The sequence below is a fragment of the Nocardia grenadensis genome (assembly GCF_050942415.1).
Classification (GTDB): Bacteria; Actinomycetota; Actinomycetes; order Mycobacteriales; family Mycobacteriaceae; genus Nocardia; species Nocardia grenadensis.
The window spans coordinates 4,220,936-4,236,611 of record NZ_CP192054.1; the positions used below are offsets into that span (position 1 = coordinate 4,220,936).

13 protein-coding genes are annotated in these 15,676 nt (G+C 68.8%); 11 read left to right on the plus strand and 2 right to left on the minus strand.

What is annotated here, in order from left to right; translation table 11 throughout:
- Window positions 1-148 precede the first annotated feature (148 nt).
- From tkt to pgl, 5 genes are read left to right on the plus strand one after another with little or no spacing between them, the layout of a single operon-like run.
- Complete coding sequence (gene tkt / locus ACQPYS_RS19220) at window positions 149-2,290, plus strand: transketolase (RefSeq protein ID WP_433490382.1); 2,142 nt, start codon at window positions 149-151, stop codon at window positions 2,288-2,290.
- A gap of 6 nt (window positions 2,291-2,296) precedes the next feature.
- The gene (gene tal / locus ACQPYS_RS19225; RefSeq protein ID WP_084481432.1) at window positions 2,297-3,502 is read left to right on the plus strand and encodes a transaldolase; all 1,206 of its coding nucleotides are present in this window, start codon (window positions 2,297-2,299) and stop codon (window positions 3,500-3,502) included.
- A gap of 5 nt (window positions 3,503-3,507) precedes the next feature.
- Entirely contained in the window at window positions 3,508-5,082 is a 1,575-nt protein-coding gene (gene zwf / locus ACQPYS_RS19230) for a glucose-6-phosphate dehydrogenase (RefSeq protein ID WP_433490383.1), read from the plus strand.
- Complete coding sequence (opcA, locus tag ACQPYS_RS19235; protein WP_174551720.1) at window positions 5,079-5,990, plus strand: glucose-6-phosphate dehydrogenase assembly protein OpcA; 912 nt, start codon at window positions 5,079-5,081, stop codon at window positions 5,988-5,990. Before zwf ends, opcA begins: the two co-directional genes overlap by 4 nt.
- On the plus strand, window positions 5,980-6,723 hold the full coding sequence (gene pgl / locus ACQPYS_RS19240; protein ID WP_433490384.1) for a 6-phosphogluconolactonase: 744 nt from the start codon (window positions 5,980-5,982) through the stop codon (window positions 6,721-6,723). Before opcA ends, pgl begins: the two co-directional genes overlap by 11 nt.
- 144 nt (window positions 6,724-6,867) lie before the next feature.
- On the opposite strand, the gene ACQPYS_RS19245 is transcribed toward pgl, so the two are convergent.
- On the minus strand, window positions 6,868-6,999 hold the full coding sequence (locus ACQPYS_RS19245; protein WP_431940320.1) for a hypothetical protein: 132 nt from the start codon (window positions 6,997-6,999) through the stop codon (window positions 6,868-6,870).
- Between the two features lie 154 nt (window positions 7,000-7,153).
- Here ACQPYS_RS19245 and ACQPYS_RS19250 point away from each other — a divergent pair, with 154 nt between their 5' ends.
- The 6 genes from ACQPYS_RS19250 to ACQPYS_RS19275 all read left to right on the plus strand — a co-directional run bounded on the left by ACQPYS_RS19250 (window position 7,154) and on the right by ACQPYS_RS19275 (window position 14,565).
- Window positions 7,154-9,514 carry a thiamine pyrophosphate-dependent enzyme gene (locus tag ACQPYS_RS19250; protein ID WP_433490385.1) on the plus strand — a complete coding sequence of 787 codons (2,361 nt, stop codon included), beginning with the start codon at window positions 7,154-7,156 and terminating at the stop codon, window positions 9,512-9,514.
- A 245-nt stretch (window positions 9,515-9,759) separates the two neighbouring features.
- Window positions 9,760-10,746, plus strand: a complete 987-nt coding sequence (locus ACQPYS_RS19255; RefSeq protein ID WP_433490386.1) for a hypothetical protein — start codon at window positions 9,760-9,762, stop codon at window positions 10,744-10,746.
- A 125-nt stretch (window positions 10,747-10,871) separates the two neighbouring features.
- The gene (locus tag ACQPYS_RS19260; RefSeq protein WP_433490387.1) at window positions 10,872-12,521 is read left to right on the plus strand and encodes an AMP-binding protein; all 1,650 of its coding nucleotides are present in this window, start codon (window positions 10,872-10,874) and stop codon (window positions 12,519-12,521) included.
- 21 nt (window positions 12,522-12,542) lie between these two features.
- A complete protein-coding gene (locus tag ACQPYS_RS19265; protein ID WP_433490388.1) occupies window positions 12,543-12,815 on the plus strand; it encodes an acyl carrier protein in 273 nt (90 codons plus the stop codon).
- 18 nt (window positions 12,816-12,833) lie between these two features.
- Window positions 12,834-14,081: a cytochrome P450 gene (locus ACQPYS_RS19270; protein WP_433490389.1), complete on the plus strand. Its 1,248-nt coding sequence runs from the start codon at window positions 12,834-12,836 to the stop codon at window positions 14,079-14,081.
- 94 nt (window positions 14,082-14,175) lie between these two features.
- Window positions 14,176-14,565 carry a hypothetical protein gene (locus ACQPYS_RS19275; protein ID WP_433490390.1) on the plus strand — a complete coding sequence of 130 codons (390 nt, stop codon included), beginning with the start codon at window positions 14,176-14,178 and terminating at the stop codon, window positions 14,563-14,565.
- A gap of 271 nt (window positions 14,566-14,836) precedes the next feature.
- On the opposite strand, the gene ACQPYS_RS19280 is transcribed toward ACQPYS_RS19275, so the two are convergent.
- Complete coding sequence (locus ACQPYS_RS19280; RefSeq protein WP_433490391.1) at window positions 14,837-15,673, minus strand: SMP-30/gluconolactonase/LRE family protein; 837 nt, start codon at window positions 15,671-15,673, stop codon at window positions 14,837-14,839.
- Between the last annotated feature and the right edge of the window lie 3 nt (window positions 15,674-15,676).

Here is a 15,676-nt window from a genome sequence, read left to right on the forward strand (position 1 = left end):
CGCGACTGGCCGGGGGGCGTGCACGGGGGGCGGCCGGTCGCAATTAGGGTAGGGGGTGTATGCGGCGCCACAGTCACCGCGCCGCACTGGTTCGCCACCCCGCCCGCCCCCAATTTCGACGCCTCGAAATGTCAGGAGAAACACGGTCGTGTCAGTGACAGACGACATCCGCGCCCTCACCCAGCCGAACCTTCCGGACGACTGGACGGATCTGGACACCAAAGCTGTCGACACCGTCCGGGTCCTGGCCGCCGACGCGGTGCAGGCCGCGGGCAACGGCCACCCCGGTACCGCCATGAGCCTGGCGCCGCTGGCCTACACACTGTTCCAGCGCACCATGCGGCACGACCCCGCCGACCCCGAGTGGGTGGGCCGCGACCGGTTCGTCCTGTCGTGCGGACACTCCAGCCTGACCCTCTACATCCAGCTGTACCTGGCCGGTTTCGGCCTGGAACTCGACGATCTGCGCAACCTGCGTAAATGGGGCTCGCTGACACCGGGCCACCCGGAGTACCGGCACACCAAGGGCGTGGAGATCACCACCGGTCCACTGGGCCAGGGCCTGGCCTCGGCGGTGGGTATGGCCATGGCCGCCCGCCGTGAGCGCGGCCTGTTCGACGCCGAAGCCGCGGCCGGGGCCAGCCCGTTCGATCACCACATCTACGTGATCGCCTCCGACGGCGATATGGAGGAGGGCGTCACCTCCGAGGCCTCCTCCCTGGCGGGCACCCAGCAGCTCGGCAACCTGGTGGTGATCTACGACGACAACAAGATCTCCATCGAGGACGACACCACCATCGCCTTCACCGAGGACGTGGCGGCGCGGTACGCGGCCTACGGCTGGCATGTGGAGGTGGTGGAGGGCGGCGAGGACGTCGTGGCGATCGAGTCGGCACTGGCGGCGGCCAAGGCCGAGATCGGTAGGCCGTCGCTGATCCTGCTGCGCACCATCATCGGCTACCCGGCCCCGAACAAGATGAACACCGGTGCCGCGCACGGCGCCGCGCTCGGCCCCGACGAGGTAGCCGACACCAAACGCGCCCTCGGTTTCGATCCCGAGCAGAGCTTCCAGGTCGCCGACGAGGTCATCGCCCACACCCGCAAGGCCGCCGAACGCGGCGCGCGGGCGCATGCGGACTGGACCGTCGAGTTCGACGCCTGGGCCCAGCGCGCACCCGAGGCCAAGGCGCTGTTCGACCGGCTGTTCAACGGACAGCTGCCCGAGGGCTGGGACAAGGGCCTGCCCACCTGGGAGCCCGACGCGAAGGGCCTGGCCACCCGGAAGGCTTCGGCCAAGGTACTGAGCGCCCTGGGCCCGGTACTGCCGGAGCTGTGGGGCGGATCGGCCGACCTCGCCGAATCGAACAACACCACCATTCCGGATTCGCTCAGCTTCGGCCCCGAGGCCATTTCAACCGGTATGTGGAAGGCGAGCCCCTACGGCCGGACCCTGCACTTCGGCGTCCGTGAGCACGCCATGGGTTCCATCCTCAACGGCATCGCCCTGCACGGTCCCACCCGGCCCTACGGTGGCACCTTCCTGGTGTTCAGCGATTACATGCGCCCGGCCGTCCGCCTGGCCGCGCTGATGCGGGTGCCGGTCACCTATGTCTGGACCCACGATTCGATCGGTCTCGGCGAGGACGGCCCGACCCACCAGCCCATCGAGCAGTTGGCCGCGCTGCGGGCCATCCCGGGCCTGTCGGTGGTGCGTCCCGGTGACGCCAACGAAACCGCGTACGCCTGGCGTACCGTGATCGAGAAGCACAGCGGTAAGCACAATTCCCCGTTCGTCTCCAGCGATGCCGTGGGCACCGGCGGTCCGGCCGCACTGGCCCTGACCCGCCAGGACCTGCCGGTACTGGAGGGCACCAGCCTCGAGGGTGTCGCCAAGGGCGGTTACATCCTGGCCGAGGCCTCCACCGGCGTACCGCAGGTGATCCTCATCGGTACCGGCTCCGAGCTCCAACTCGCCGTCGCCGCCCGCACTACGCTGGAGGAGCAGGGCATCGGCACCCGGGTGGTCTCGATGCCGTGCGTGGAGTGGTTCGACGCGCAGGACAAGGCGTATCGCGACGAGGTGCTGCCCCCGGCGGTCGCCGCGCGCGTCGTCGTCGAGGCCGGTATCGCGATGCCGTGGTACCGGTTCACCGGCGACGCGGGCGAGATCGTCTCGATCGAACATTTCGGCGCCTCGGCCGATTACAAGACCCTGTTCCGCGAGTTCGGCTTCACGTCGGAGGCTGTCGTCGCCGCCGCGCAGCGCACGCTCGACAATGTGAAGGGATAAGGGCCCATGGCACAGAACGAGAACATCGCCGCCCTGGCCGCGGCCGGGGTATCGGTGTGGCTGGACGATCTGTCCCGCGATCGGATCAATTCCGGCAACCTCGCCGAACTGATCGCTACCCGCGGGGTCGTCGGAGTCACCACCAACCCCACCATTTTCCAGGGCGCCCTCAGCAAGGGCCACGCCTACGACGCACAGGTCCGTGAGCTGGCCGCCCGCGGCGCCGACGTCGACGCCGCGATCCGCACCATCACCACCGATGATGTCCGCGCGGCCTGTGATGTGCTGGCCCCGGTATTCGATCGGACCGGTGGCGTGGACGGCCGGGTTTCCATCGAGGTGGACCCACGGATGGCCTTCGATGCCGACAAGACCGCCGCCCAGGCGGTCGAACTGTGGAAGATCGTCGACCGGCCGAACCTGTTCATCAAGATCCCGGCCACCGAGGCGGGCCTGCCCGCCATCACCGCGGTGATCGAGGAGGGCATCAGCGTGAACGTCACGCTGATCTTCTCGGTGCAGCGCTACCGCGCGGTCATGGGCGCCTACCTCGACGGGCTGCGCAAGGCACGGGTCGCCGGACACGATCTCGGCAAGATCCATTCGGTGGCGTCCTTCTTCGTCTCGCGGGTGGACACCGAGATCGACAAACGCCTCGAGGCGATCGGCACCCCGGAGGCACTGGCGTTGCGCGGGAAGGCCGGCGTGGCCAACGCCCGCCTCGCCTACGCCGAGTACGAGGACGTTTTCGCGCCCGGCGGCAACCACGTCTCCACCTTCAACCACCTGGCCTCGTCCGGTGCCAACCGGCAGCGGCCGCTGTGGGCGTCGACCGGTGTGAAGAACCCCGACTACCCGGACACCCTCTACGTGACCGAACTGGTCGCGGCGAACACCGTGAACACGCTGCCGGAGAAAACACTCGAGGCCGTCGCCGATCACGGCGAGGTCCGCGGGGACACCGTCTCCGGCACTGCCACCGAGGCCGCCGAGGTCTTCGACCAACTGCGGGCGGCCGGTATCGATCTCGACGACGTCTTCGCCGTGCTCGAACGCGAGGGCGTGGACAAGTTCGAGAAGTCCTGGGAGGAACTGCTGGAGGCCACCACGGCCGAACTTCGGTCCGCTGCGACGGCGTCCTCCGCGGGTCCCTCCGTGGCCACGCAGGCCACTTCTTCCGGGCCCGACGCTGCGGACGCAGGGGGTAACTGACCACGATGGCCGGCGCTCCGGAGAGCACTGACACCGCATCCGGCACACCGTGGCGTAATCCGCTGCGGGACAGCCGGGACAAACGGATTCCGCGGATCGCGGGCCCGTGCAGCATGGTGATCTTCGGGGTCACCGGTGACTTGTCCCGGCGCAAACTCATGCCGGCCATCTACGATCTGGCGAACCGGGGGCTGCTGCCCCCGGGTTTCGCATTGGTCGGATTCGCCCGCCGGGAGATGTCGGACCCGGATTTCGGCGAGATCGTGCACGACGCCGTCCGCGAACACGCGCGCACCCCGTTCCGCCAGGAGGTCTGGGATCATCTGGCCGAGGGTTTCCGGTTCGTGCAGGGCACCTTCGAGGACGATGCCGCGTTCGGCCGCCTCGCCGATACCCTCGCCCGCCTCGACGACGAGCGCGGCACCGGCGGTAACCATGCCTTCTACCTGTCGATTCCGCCGAACGCCTTCCCGGTGGTGCTGGACCAGCTGCACCGCCACCGGCTGACCAGTTCGGCGGCCGCGCTCGGCCGCGCGCCGTGGCGGCGGGTCGTGATCGAGAAGCCGTTCGGGCACGATCTCAAAAGCGCGCACGAATTGAACGCCCTGGTGAACCGGGTGTTCCCCGAGGAGACGGTCTTCCGGATCGACCACTATCTCGGCAAGGAGACGGTGCAGAACATCCTGGCGCTGCGTTTCGCCAACCAGCTGTTCGATCCGATCTGGAATGCCAACTACGTCGATCACGTCCAGATCACCATGGCCGAGGACATCGGGCTGGGCGGCCGGGCCGGGTACTACGACGGTATCGGCGCCGCCCGCGATGTGATCCAGAACCACCTGCTGCAGTTGCTCGCGCTCACCGCCATGGAGGAGCCGATCAGCTTCGAACCCCGTCAGCTGCAGAACGAGAAGATCAAGGTCCTCTCCGCCACCAAACTTGTGGAACCGCTCGACGAGACCACCGCCCGCGGCCAGTACGCGGCCGGCTGGCAGGGCGGCCAGGAAGTGGTGGGCCTGCTGGACGAGGAGGGTTTCGATCCGCAATCGCGCACCGAGACCTACGCGGCGCTGACCCTCGAGGTCGATACCCGGCGCTGGGCGGGCGTGCCGTTCTACCTGCGCACCGGGAAACGCCTCGGCCGCCGGGTCACCGAGATCGCGGTGGTGTTCAAACGTGCCCCACATCTGCCCTTCGACCAGACGATGACCGAGGAGCTCGGCGAGAACGCGCTCGTCATCCGGGTGCAGCCGGATGAGGGCATCACCATGCGATTCGGGTCGAAGGTGCCTGGATCGTCGATGGAAGTGCGCGATGTGAACATGGACTTCACCTACGGCGAGGCGTTCACCGAATCGTCTCCGGAGGCCTACGAGCGGTTGATCCTGGATGTGCTGCTCGGCGAGCCCTCCCTGTTCCCGGTCAACGCGGAGGTCGAATTGTCCTGGCGCATCCTGGACCCGGTCCTGGCCCACTGGGCCGCCGACGGGAAACCCGAACAGTACGAAGCCGGGACCTGGGGCCCGGATTCCGCCGACGCCATGCTGGCCCGCACCGGCCGGGAATGGCGGCGGCCGTGATCATCGATATCCCCGACACCACGACCGGCACGGTCACCAAGCGTCTGGTGCAGCTGCGCGAGAGCAACGGCGTGATCACCATGGGCCGGGTGCTGACCCTGGTGGTGTGCACCCTGGACAGTTCCGAAGCCGAGGAGGCCATCGACGCCGCCAACGACGCCAGCCGCGAACACCCCTGCCGGGTGGTGGTTCTGGCGCGCGGTGACCGGTCGGCCCCGACCCGGCTGGACGCGCAGATCCGCGTCGGCGGGGACGCGGGCGCCGCCGAGGTGATCGTGCTCCGGCTGCAGGGGCAGCTGGTGAACCACGAGAGCAGTGTGGTGATCCCGTTCCTGCTGCCCGATACCCCGGTGGTGGCGTGGTGGCCGCGGGGCGCCCCGGAGTTCCCGTCCCGGGATTCGGTGGGCCGGTTGGCGACCCGGCGGATCACCGACGCCACCTTCGCACCCGACCCGCAGGCGACCATCAAGAAACGGCGCGGCTCCTACGCGCCCGGTGATTCCGATCTGGCGTGGAGCCGGATCACCTACTGGCGGGCGCTGCTGGTCGCGGCGATGGACGAACCCCCGTTCGAACCCGTCCATTCGGTGTCCGTTTCGGGGCTGCGCGACGAGCCCGCCCTGGACATGCTGGCGGGTTGGCTGTCCCGGCGACTGGGTTGCCCCGTGTACCGGCAGACCGGGGAGCTGCGGGTGGAGTTGCGCCGGAAGTCGGTGTCCATCGCCATCGAGCGCCCGCAGACCGGTGTCACCGCCACCCTGACCCGCACCGGTGACCCGGTGCAGCGGATCGCGCTGGCGCGCCGTGAGACCCGCGACTGCCTGGCCGAGGAACTGCGCCGGCTGGACGCGGATGAGATCTATGCCGAGTCCCTGGCCGGAATCGAAGGAGTTACCTATGACCACTAGCTCCGCGGCCGCCGTCGAAGTCCATGCCGACGGTGACGCCCTGACCACCGCCGCCGCCCGGCTGTTCGTCGAGGTCCTGGCCGCCGCCCAGGCCGAACGCGGCTCGGCGTCGGTGGTGGTGACCGGCGGTGGCACGGGTATCACCCTGTTGGAGAAGGTCCGGAACGATCCGGGCGAGCTCGACTGGTCGAAACTCGACGTGTTCTGGGGCGACGAACGTTTCGTACCCGCCGGGGATCCGGAGCGCAACGAACTCCAGGCGCACCGGGTCCTGCTGGACCACGTCCCGGTGGACCCGGCCCGGATCCACACCGTGGCCACCTCCGACGGTGAATACCCTGACCCGGTCGAGGCGGCCGCCGAATACGCCACCGCCGTACGCGCCCATCTCGCCACCCACGGCGCGTTCGACCTGCACCTACTGGGGATGGGCCCGGACGGGCATATCAATTCACTGTTCCCCGGGCACGCCGACGCGATCGGCGAGAAACACGAATACGCCGTCGCGGTCACCGATTCCCCCAAACCACCGCCGGTGCGGGTCACGCTGACCTATCCGGCGATCCGCCGCTCCCGCCACGTGGTGCTGGTGGTGTCCGGTTCCGGGAAGGCCGAGCCTGTCGCGGCGGCGGTCAACGGAGCCGACCCGCTCGAGATCCCGGCGGCGGGGGCGCACGGTACGGAGTCGACCACCTGGCTGCTGGACGAGGACGCCGCTGCCGGACTGCGCTGACGGCGGCTCGCCGGTCGCGTGCCGTGGTCGGCGCACGCAATCCGACTTCGCGACCATGAGCAGCCGCGGCTGCCCGGCCGGTTCGGGTCCGGCCGGCGCAGCCCGATTCTGGCCGGGCATTCCGGGGCCGCGCCGAATCGCCGATCAGCCGGTCGGCACGGCTCCCTGTCGGGGCAGGCCCAGCGATTTCACGACGTCCAGCATTTCGGCATGGTGCAGGGCAGCGGGGTCCCGCGCCACCGGATCGATATCCGCGCGGGCGCCGGCGAAGAGCATGTGCACCAGGTGCGCGGCGGGAACGGAATCGCCTGCCGGCGGGCCACCCGGGGACAGACGGTCAGCGGCGCACCGGAGCCGGCGCGACACGATGCGGCCCGGTACACCACCCGGTCACCCGCTCCGCCCCCTAGTCTGGTGAGGTGAGGACCCGGTGAGTATCCAGGACCCCGACGAGCGGTTCCGCGCGGAGATCGCGGCGCTGCGCGGCCCCACGCCGACCTTCTCCGACCAATTCCTGCCACCGGGGTTCACCGGACCCGATTTCGTGGAGTTGTTCGAGGCGCAGGTGCTGAGCCGGCAGGCCGATCTCACCACGCGGCGGCTGGCTGCGAGCGGGCGGGGCTTCTACAGTATCGGTTCGGCGGGGCATGAGGGCAATGTCGCGCTGGCGGCGGCGAGCCGGCTCACTGATCCGGTTCTGCCGCACTATCGCTCGGGTGCCTTGTTCGTCCATCGCGCCCGCCGGGCCGGGGTGACGGATCCGGTGCGCGATATCCTGCTGGGGGTGGTGGCCGCCGCGGCCGACCCCATCTCCGGGGGACGGCACAAGGTGTTCGGCAGCGCGGTGGCGAATATCGTCCCGCAGACCTCCACCATCGCCTCGCACTTGCCGCGCGCGGTCGGGCTCGCGTTCGCCCTCGAGCGCGCCGAGCGGCTCGGAGTGGCCTGTCCGTGGCCGTCGGACGCGGTGGTGCTCTGTGGTTTCGGGGATGCCTCGGCCAATCATTCGACCGCGGCGGGCGCGATCAACGCCGCGGTCCATACCGCGCATCTGGGCGTTCCCGTCCCGGTGCTGTTCGTCTGCGAGGACAACGGGATCGGGATCAGTGTGCCCACTCCGCCCGATTGGATCGAGCACGCGTACGGGCACCGGCCGGGTCTGCGCTGGTTCGAGGCCGACGGCTGCGACCTGCCCGACGCTTTGCACGCCGCCGTGGCGGCGGTGGACTGGGTTCGTACCCACCGGCGTCCGGCTTTTCTGCATCTGCGCACGGTGCGGCTCTTCGGACATGCCGGATCCGATGTGGAGAGCGGCTACCGGAATCCCGCCGCGATCGATAGCGACCTGGCGCGCGATCCGGTCACCGCCACCGCGCGGTTGCTGATCGAGGCCGGTATCCGCACACCGCGGGAAGTACTCGGCCGATACGACCGGCTGGCCCATCAGGTCGCCGCCACCGCGGCGGAAGTGTGCCGGGAACCCGAACTCACCACGACCGGCGCGGTACTCGCACCGCTGGCGCCGGCCCACCCGGAGCGAGTGCGTGACGAGGTCCGGCGCCGGCCCGGTGAAGGGCAGGGAGTCGCGGAGAGCTGTCCCGCGCCCCGGCGGACTGCGGAGGTGCCCGGCACCGCGGCCCGGTCCGGAGAAGAGGCCGGGCCGGAAGGCGGTGTCCGGCCCGCCGACAGAGCGGGCTCCGGACGCGGCGTGGCGGGCGGACCGGATTCCGGCTCGGAGACGCTGGCACAGGCGATCAACCGCACCCTCGCCGACCTGCTCGCCCGGGACCCCGAGATCCTGGTGTTCGGCGAGGACGTCGCCCGTAAAGGCGGCGTCTACGGTGTGACAAAAGGACTACGCAAGCGCTTCGGACCGCGACGGGTGTTCGATACCTTGCTCGACGAGCAGAGCATTCTCGGGACGGCACTCGGCGCCGGCCTCGCGGGTTTCCTGCCGATTCCGGAAATCCAGTACCTGGCCTACGTACACAATGCGCTGGACCAGGTACGCGGCGAGGCGGCGACCCTGTCCTTCTTCTCGGCCGGCAGCTACCGCAACCCGATGGTGGTGCGTATCGCCGGCTACGCCTACCAGCGCGGATTCGGCGGCCACTTCCACAATGACAACTCCGTTGCCGCGCTGCGTGATATACCCGGCGTGATCGTGGCATCACCGTCGCGACCCGACGATGCGGCGGCGCTGCTGCGCACCTGCGTCGCCGCCGCCCGCGTGGACGGCCGGGTGTGCGTGTTCCTGGAGCCCATCGCCCTCTATCACACCCGCGACCTGTACGAACCCAACGACGGCCGGTGGGCGGCGGCCGCTGCGGAAACCGACCATGTGCCGATCGGCCGGGCCCGTATCTACGGCGACGGAACGGATCTGACGATCGTCGCCTTCGCCAATTCGGTACCGATGAGTCTGCGGGTGGCCCGCCGTCTCGCGCAGCGCGGTGCCGGTGTCCGGGTCCTCGACCTGCGCTGGCTCGCCCCGCTCCCGCACTCCGATCTGATCCGACATGCCGAGGCCACCGGACGGGTCCTGGTCGCCGATGAGACCCGGCGCAGTGGCGGTGTTTCCGAATCCGTGTACGCGGCACTGGTGGACGCTGGATTCACCGGCGCACTGGCCCGGGTCACCAGCGCGGACAGTTTCGTCCCACTGGGTCCTGCCGCCGCGACCGTGCTGCTGAGCGAAGCCGAAATCGAAGCGGCCGCCGACCGGCTGCTCGCTTCCGACCCCGGCCGACCCGTGGCCGCGCGATCGATCAGCGACCGATACCGGGACTGATCGCCGCGAGATAGGTGTCGTCCGGCGGCCCGATCGCGAACATCCCGGATTGACCGGACCGGTCGTGACGCCCGGCCCCGCGGCGGAGTTCTGTCACCCCGGAACTCGCCGCGGGGCCGCATCGATCCGATCCGCCGAACGCCCTAGTTGCCCGATCCGCATATCCGTCATGCGTCGCAGACCGTCGCGCTCGGGAAGTGCCCGTGGAACCGTGGCGTCGGGGACTTCGATCGTGAGGAGCGCTGATGAGAGTAGCGGGCCGGGTCTCTGTCACGGCCGCGTCGGTTTGCCTGCCCACGGCGGTCCGGACCGTCGCGACGGCGACCGCCTCCGGCGCGTTGTCCGCTGCGCAGGCTGCGGTGAGCGAGCCGGGCCGGGTGTTCGTGGGGGACGGTCGATCTGCCGAGGAGCTCACGGTCGAGGCGGCACGCGATGCGTTGTCGAAAGCGTCCATCACCGCAGCCGATCTCGATCTGGTGTTGTCCGCGTGCATTCTGGAGACCCGGACGAGTTGGAAGGCCGCGCCACACGTGGCCCGGCTCATCGGTGCCGAGAACGCCCTGACCGTAGGCCTGCGGCAGATGTCCAACGGAGGCGCGATCGGCGCACAGCTGGCGATCGCACAGCTGCTTGCGCATTCCGGATCGGGGCACGCTCTGGTGACCAGTGGTGATGTGCTGGATCCCGACGGCCACAGTCGCTGGCGACTCGGGCTGCTGGCGGCGGCGCTGTGCGACGGTGCGACAGGTCTCGTACTGACCCGTGGGCCGGGACGATTGGCGGTGAAGTCGATCGTGTCCCGGGGCTGGTCGGGTCAGGAGGCCGATATGGCCGACACCAATCCGGCCGTCGGCGGCAACGGCTATATCGACGCACCCGATGCCCCGGACGTGCGCTCGACGTTGAAGTTGCGCAAGCAGATCCGGCTGTGCGTCGAACAGGCGCTGACCGAAGCGGGGAGTACGCCGGATCTGGTGGTGATGCCGCGGGCGGGCACGAAATGGTCGCAGCTCATCGCCGGCGCGCTTCCGCCGATCGCCGACGCGGCGCGGCAGCTGGACCTGACGTCGGCGACCGGGCACCTGGGTGCGGGCGATATGACCGCCAACCTCGCATATCTACTCGAGCACAACGTGATCGGCAGGAGTCGCCACGCGGCATTGATCGGCGTCGGCGGCGGTTTCGCCACCACCTGCCTGGTCGTCGGCCCCGACGACACGAACAAGGAGTAAGGGCAGTCCGACCGACGGCGGGCTCGGCGGCGGGACCGCCTGTTGCAGCACCGATACCGAGGTACAACGCGGCTCGGACCGGAATTCGAGTCGGCGGATCGAAGAGTCGAAACGGGAGGCCGACCATGACCGATATGACCGAACTGAGCACCGATACGGCTGTGCACCTGCTCGACAGCCTGGCTTCGAGTCCTGCGCACGTCTTCTTCCCCGAGTCCGGGCAGCAGACAGCCCACACCGCGCTACCCGAGCTCGCCTGGGGCGTGGCGGCCGCCCTCGCCGCCGACGACACACGGCGCGGCTCCACCATCGGTATCCTCACCGGCACCGAACCGGATTTTCTTCCGGCAATCCTGGGGTCGCTCGCCGCCGGTATCCCGGCAAGTGTCCTCCCTGTTCCCCCGGTTCTGCTCGACCCCCGGCATACGGCCGAGGCGCTCTCCGCCATTGTCGACGCGGCACGAATGTCCACGGTCCTGGCCAGTACGGCTCTGGTCCCCACCGCCCTCGAGCTGCAAGCGCTCAGACCGGCAATCCAGGTGATCGATATTTCCCGCCTCGGCCCCCGCTCCCGGCCGGATCACCCGCCGATGCTTCGCGACCGAGAACCGGCCATCATCCAGTTCACCTCGGGAAGCACGTCCGCGCCCAAAGGGGTGGTCATCAGCCACAGCGCCTTTCTGGCAGGCGTCCACGCCATCGCCTCGCGTCTGCGCATGACATCCGATGATGTAGGTGTCCAATGGGTGCCGCTGTTCCATGATATGGGCCTGGTGAGTCTGTTCGTCTCGCTTGCGGTGTCCGGGGATGCCCACCTGTTCACTCCGCTGAGTTTTGTCCGGCGCCCGGAGTATTTCCTGGAACATATGGCGCGGGTCGGCGGTACCGTCACCAACGGCCCCAACTTCGGCTACGAGCGTTTGATCGCCGCACTACCGAAGACTCGGCTCCCGGCATCACTGAGCCGGTGGCGGCTGGCCATCAACGGCGGCGAAGTCGTCGGCCCGGCCACCATCGGTCGCTTCCGGGACGCGTTCGCTTCCGTGGGAGTCCCGTCGACAACGATGTTCCCTTCCTACGGGATGGCCGAAGCCACCCTCGCGATCACCATGCCGCACCCCGGCGAGGAACCATCGGTCCTCCACATCGATCGTGGACACCTGACCCCCGGCCGCGAGATATGCCCGGCCGGCCCGGATGACGAGTGCGCCATGCCGGTCGTCTGCCTGGGCCGGCCCCTGCGAGGTCTGCGGCTACGGATCGTCCACGACGGCAACCGTCTTCCCGACGGCCACCTGGGCGACATACAGGTGCGCGGCGCCTCGCTGACCAGCGGCTACCTCCATAACGACGAAGCCACCGATAAAGCCTTCACCGATGGGTGGTTCGATACCGGTGACCTGGGCTTCCTGCACGGCGGTCAGCTTTATGTCACCGGGCGTCGCAAGGAATTGATCGTCGTCCGGGGGCGCAACTTTTTTCCCGACGATGTGGAGGCATTGGCCCGTGATGTGCCCGGGGTCTACCGCCGGCACGCTGTCGCATTCGCCGATGCCGAAGGCGAGCAGATCATCGTCGTCGCCGAGCAGGGCGTCCGGAACAGACAGGACCTCGTCGACGCCGTCGAGAAGGCGGTCACGGATCGGCTGGGCCTGACCGCCTGCCGAACCATCCTCGTTCCCCCCAATACTTTGCCGCGCACCACCAGCGGTAAATGGCAACGCACCCGGATCCGCGCCCGCTTCATCGATCACCGCGCCGCCGAGCACCACTGAACGAACAGGCAGGTATCCGCCATGGAAGCAGATCCCACCACGTTGACCGTCCGAGTTCGCCAACACCTCGCCCGGGTCCTCGGGACCGCTATCGGTCCGGAGGATATGGACACTCGCATCACCCAGCTCCCGCGGATCGATTCCCTCAAGATCGTCGAGGTGATCGTCGCGGTCGAGAGTGATCTCGGGATCCGGCTCGATGAGGACGATCTTTTCGAAGTCCGCACGCTGACCGACCTGTGCCGACTGATCCAGCACGTAGCCGCCGAGCAAAACGCCGGCAAGCCCGACTGACCCGTAGGAGGCCGTCTCATGGAATTCGACACACGTATTTCCCACTCCCGCCCGACGGAGGTCGAACTCGACACACCCGCCTACCGCGACGACGCCGACGCCGCCTACCGGCAGATCAGCAGCCACGCACCGATCGTCCCCCTGGTCCTGCCCGAGGGATTGCGCGTCTGGGCCGCTACTCGCTACCGCGAGGGAATGCAGGTTCTGCGCGACCCCCGGTTCGTCAAATCTTCCGATGACTTGCCACCGCCACTCCGCGCATTCGGCGGCCGCCGATACACCGAAGATCTGATGGCTGTCGAGGGCCGTCATATGAACAATGCCCCTGTCCGCGACCACACCAGACTTCGCAGGCCCGTCGCCAAGCATTTCTCCGCGCGCCGGATCCGCCATCACGAACCGTTCATCACCCGGACCGCCGAGGGCCTGCTGCGGCCGCTCGCGGATGTCGCCGGGTTCGATCTCGTCAGCGAGTTCTGCCGGCCACTGGCCTCCCAGGTGCTGGGCGAGATCATGGGCCTGCCGGTGGGCCTGCGGGGGGATGCGTCCCGGCTGATCGGCATGCTCGGCAGTCGCAACCACCCGCTCACTCCGCGGATGCGGCAAACCTACACCGACCTGGTGGACCTGCTGCGCGACGTACTACGCGAGCAGCCCGCCCCCGGCAGCGTCATCGCCACTCTGCACAACGAACACGCGGCCGGACGGATGAGCAAACGCGAGATGGTGTCGACGCTGATCTTCGTGCTCGGCGCCGGCACCGTCTCCACCCAGAGCACCATCGGCTACGGCACTGTGGTCCTGTGCCGGCATCCGGCCCAGCGTCGGCAGTTGCTCATCGACGAGAACCACGCCGAGGCCGTTATCGAGGAGCTGTGGCGATACCATTCGCCGTTCCCATTCTCCACCTGGCGTTTCGCTGCCGAGGATGTCGAGATAGCCGGTCGGGTCATCCCCACGGGGTGCCCCGTCCTGGTGCTGCTCGCGTCGGCCAACCGCGACCCGGATATCCACGACGACCCGGATACGTTCTGTCCCTACCGGCCGACCGCGGCCGCACAACTCACTTTCGGCCACGGTCCCCACTACTGCATCGGCGCCCATCTGGCGCGCAGCGAAGCCCGGATCGCCTTGACCACGCTGTTCACCCTGCTCCCCACGATCACCCTCGATACCGCTCCCGAAGCACTCGCCTGGCAAGGCATGCTCCACGACAGAACACTGGCGGCACTGCCACTTCGTCAGGAGAGCCGTCTACCGACCTGACACGACCGATTCGGTTCTTTCCACACCACCGCAGCCCGATTCGGGCGGATTCCGCTGTGCCCGCCCGCTATTTCGAGCATCATCTGTTCGTGTGATGATCAGACGAGTTCATGGAATTGCCCTGCTGTCCCTGGCTGCCGCGACATTCGCACCCCTCACCGCCGCGTCGGCGGTCGCGGACGCACCCTTCACCGCACCGCAGGTCACCTTCGCGGGTACCGCACCGGGAACGGTGATCGCGACCCTGCACAACCCGAACGACCGGGGTCAGTGCTGGGCGGAGGCGGGAGTCGGCCCGGAGAACAACCACGTCTTCTTCGGGGAGGCAAAACCGGAATCGCTGGCCGGCCCCGGCCAGACCGTCGAAACCTCGCTGACAGGCCTCGAATCGGGGACCACGATCACTGCCCGCGGCGGATGCGCCGATACCGGTCCCGCGGGCGGGTACGAGCTGGGCGACTTCGTCACGGTCGTCGTCCCCTAGCCGGATACGGCCCGGGTCATCCGGGCCGTCTGCGCGAAATGGGCGCCGAGCACCGCGCCGGCCTCGTCGGAGCCGACACACAATGCCGTGGCCGATGCCGAACGCCGGCCACCCCTACCGATGCCGTGCCGATCTCCGGCGCGAGAGGGGCCGCGGAGGCAGCGCAGAAGACCGGAGTCCGGCCGCGACGCACGATGATCGACCGCCCCGAGGCCGGGACGCTCGCCGTGGCGTCGGCACGGGCATCGAGGGCCGCCGCAGTGCCCTGTTCTCAGGGCCGCCCTGCCCCCGGTGCCGGCGCGGGGAAGGCCACCACCCGGCCAGTGGGTCCGGGCGTCTCCGCGCCGTACTCCTGGCCGACCACAAAGAGCCGGGGACGATCGGGGTCACGGTCCAGCACGCAGGCGAATGCTCCGCGGTCGAACTCCACGGTGTCCAGGATCGCGCCGCCTTCGGCCACTCGGACGCAATGCCGGTTACCCACATCCGCGTACCAGACCGCACCCTCGGTATCGAGGCAGATACCGTCGGGGTGGTCGCCGGGCGTGGCTGCCCAGACCCGGCGGCCGGCAAGGTCACCCGTGGATGTGATGTCGTAGGCGGTGAGTCGCTCGGCGTAGGATTCGGCGACGACCAGGGTGGCGCCGTCGGCGGTGACCGCCATCCCGTTCGGGAACGCGAGATCGTCGGCGACCCGACGCACGGTACCGTCCGGAGTCACCAGCACGACGAATCCGGGTGCGAAATCCCCACCAGGGAATTCGAATCCGATGCTGTTGACGTAGGTGTTGCCCCGCTCATCGACGACGATATCGTTCCACGGTATGTCCGCTTCCCCGCCGAGGTCGGCATGGGTTACCAGAGTGCCGCCGGGTTCGCGGCGCAACAGACGCCGGCGGCCCGAATCGACGATCAGCAGCCGCCCGTCCGGCAGGAAGTCGATACACATCGGGAACGAGGGCACAGCGGCGATCACCTCCCCCCGGCCCGAGCCGTCCACCGCGATCACCTGGTTCGCTCCCCAGTCGGAGAACCACAGCCGGCCCGCGTACCAGCGCGGCGATTCACCGAACACGACTCCCTCGAGCACCACCTCTGGTGTCTCCACGTG

Bases quoted from the DNA above. Each gene is read 5' to 3' on its own strand.
- tal (WP_084481432.1), top strand. From the start codon at position 2,297: ATGGCACAGAACGAGAACATCGCCGCCCTGGCCGCGGCCGGGGTATCG.
- ACQPYS_RS19260 (WP_433490387.1), top strand. From the start codon at position 10,872: ATGACCGATATGACCGAACTGAGCACCGATACGGCTGTGCACCTGCTC.
- ACQPYS_RS19255 (WP_433490386.1), top strand. From the start codon at position 9,760: ATGAGAGTAGCGGGCCGGGTCTCTGTCACGGCCGCGTCGGTTTGCCTG.
- ACQPYS_RS19265 (WP_433490388.1), top strand. From the start codon at position 12,543: ATGGAAGCAGATCCCACCACGTTGACCGTCCGAGTTCGCCAACACCTC.
- zwf (WP_433490383.1), top strand. From the start codon at position 3,508: ATGGCCGGCGCTCCGGAGAGCACTGACACCGCATCCGGCACACCGTGG.
- ACQPYS_RS19245 (WP_431940320.1), bottom strand. From the start codon at position 6,999: ATGCTCTTCGCCGGCGCCCGCGCGGATATCGATCCGGTGGCGCGGGAC.
- ACQPYS_RS19270 (WP_433490389.1), top strand. From the start codon at position 12,834: ATGGAATTCGACACACGTATTTCCCACTCCCGCCCGACGGAGGTCGAA.
- ACQPYS_RS19275 (WP_433490390.1), top strand. From the start codon at position 14,176: ATGATCAGACGAGTTCATGGAATTGCCCTGCTGTCCCTGGCTGCCGCG.
- pgl (WP_433490384.1), top strand. From the start codon at position 5,980: ATGACCACTAGCTCCGCGGCCGCCGTCGAAGTCCATGCCGACGGTGAC.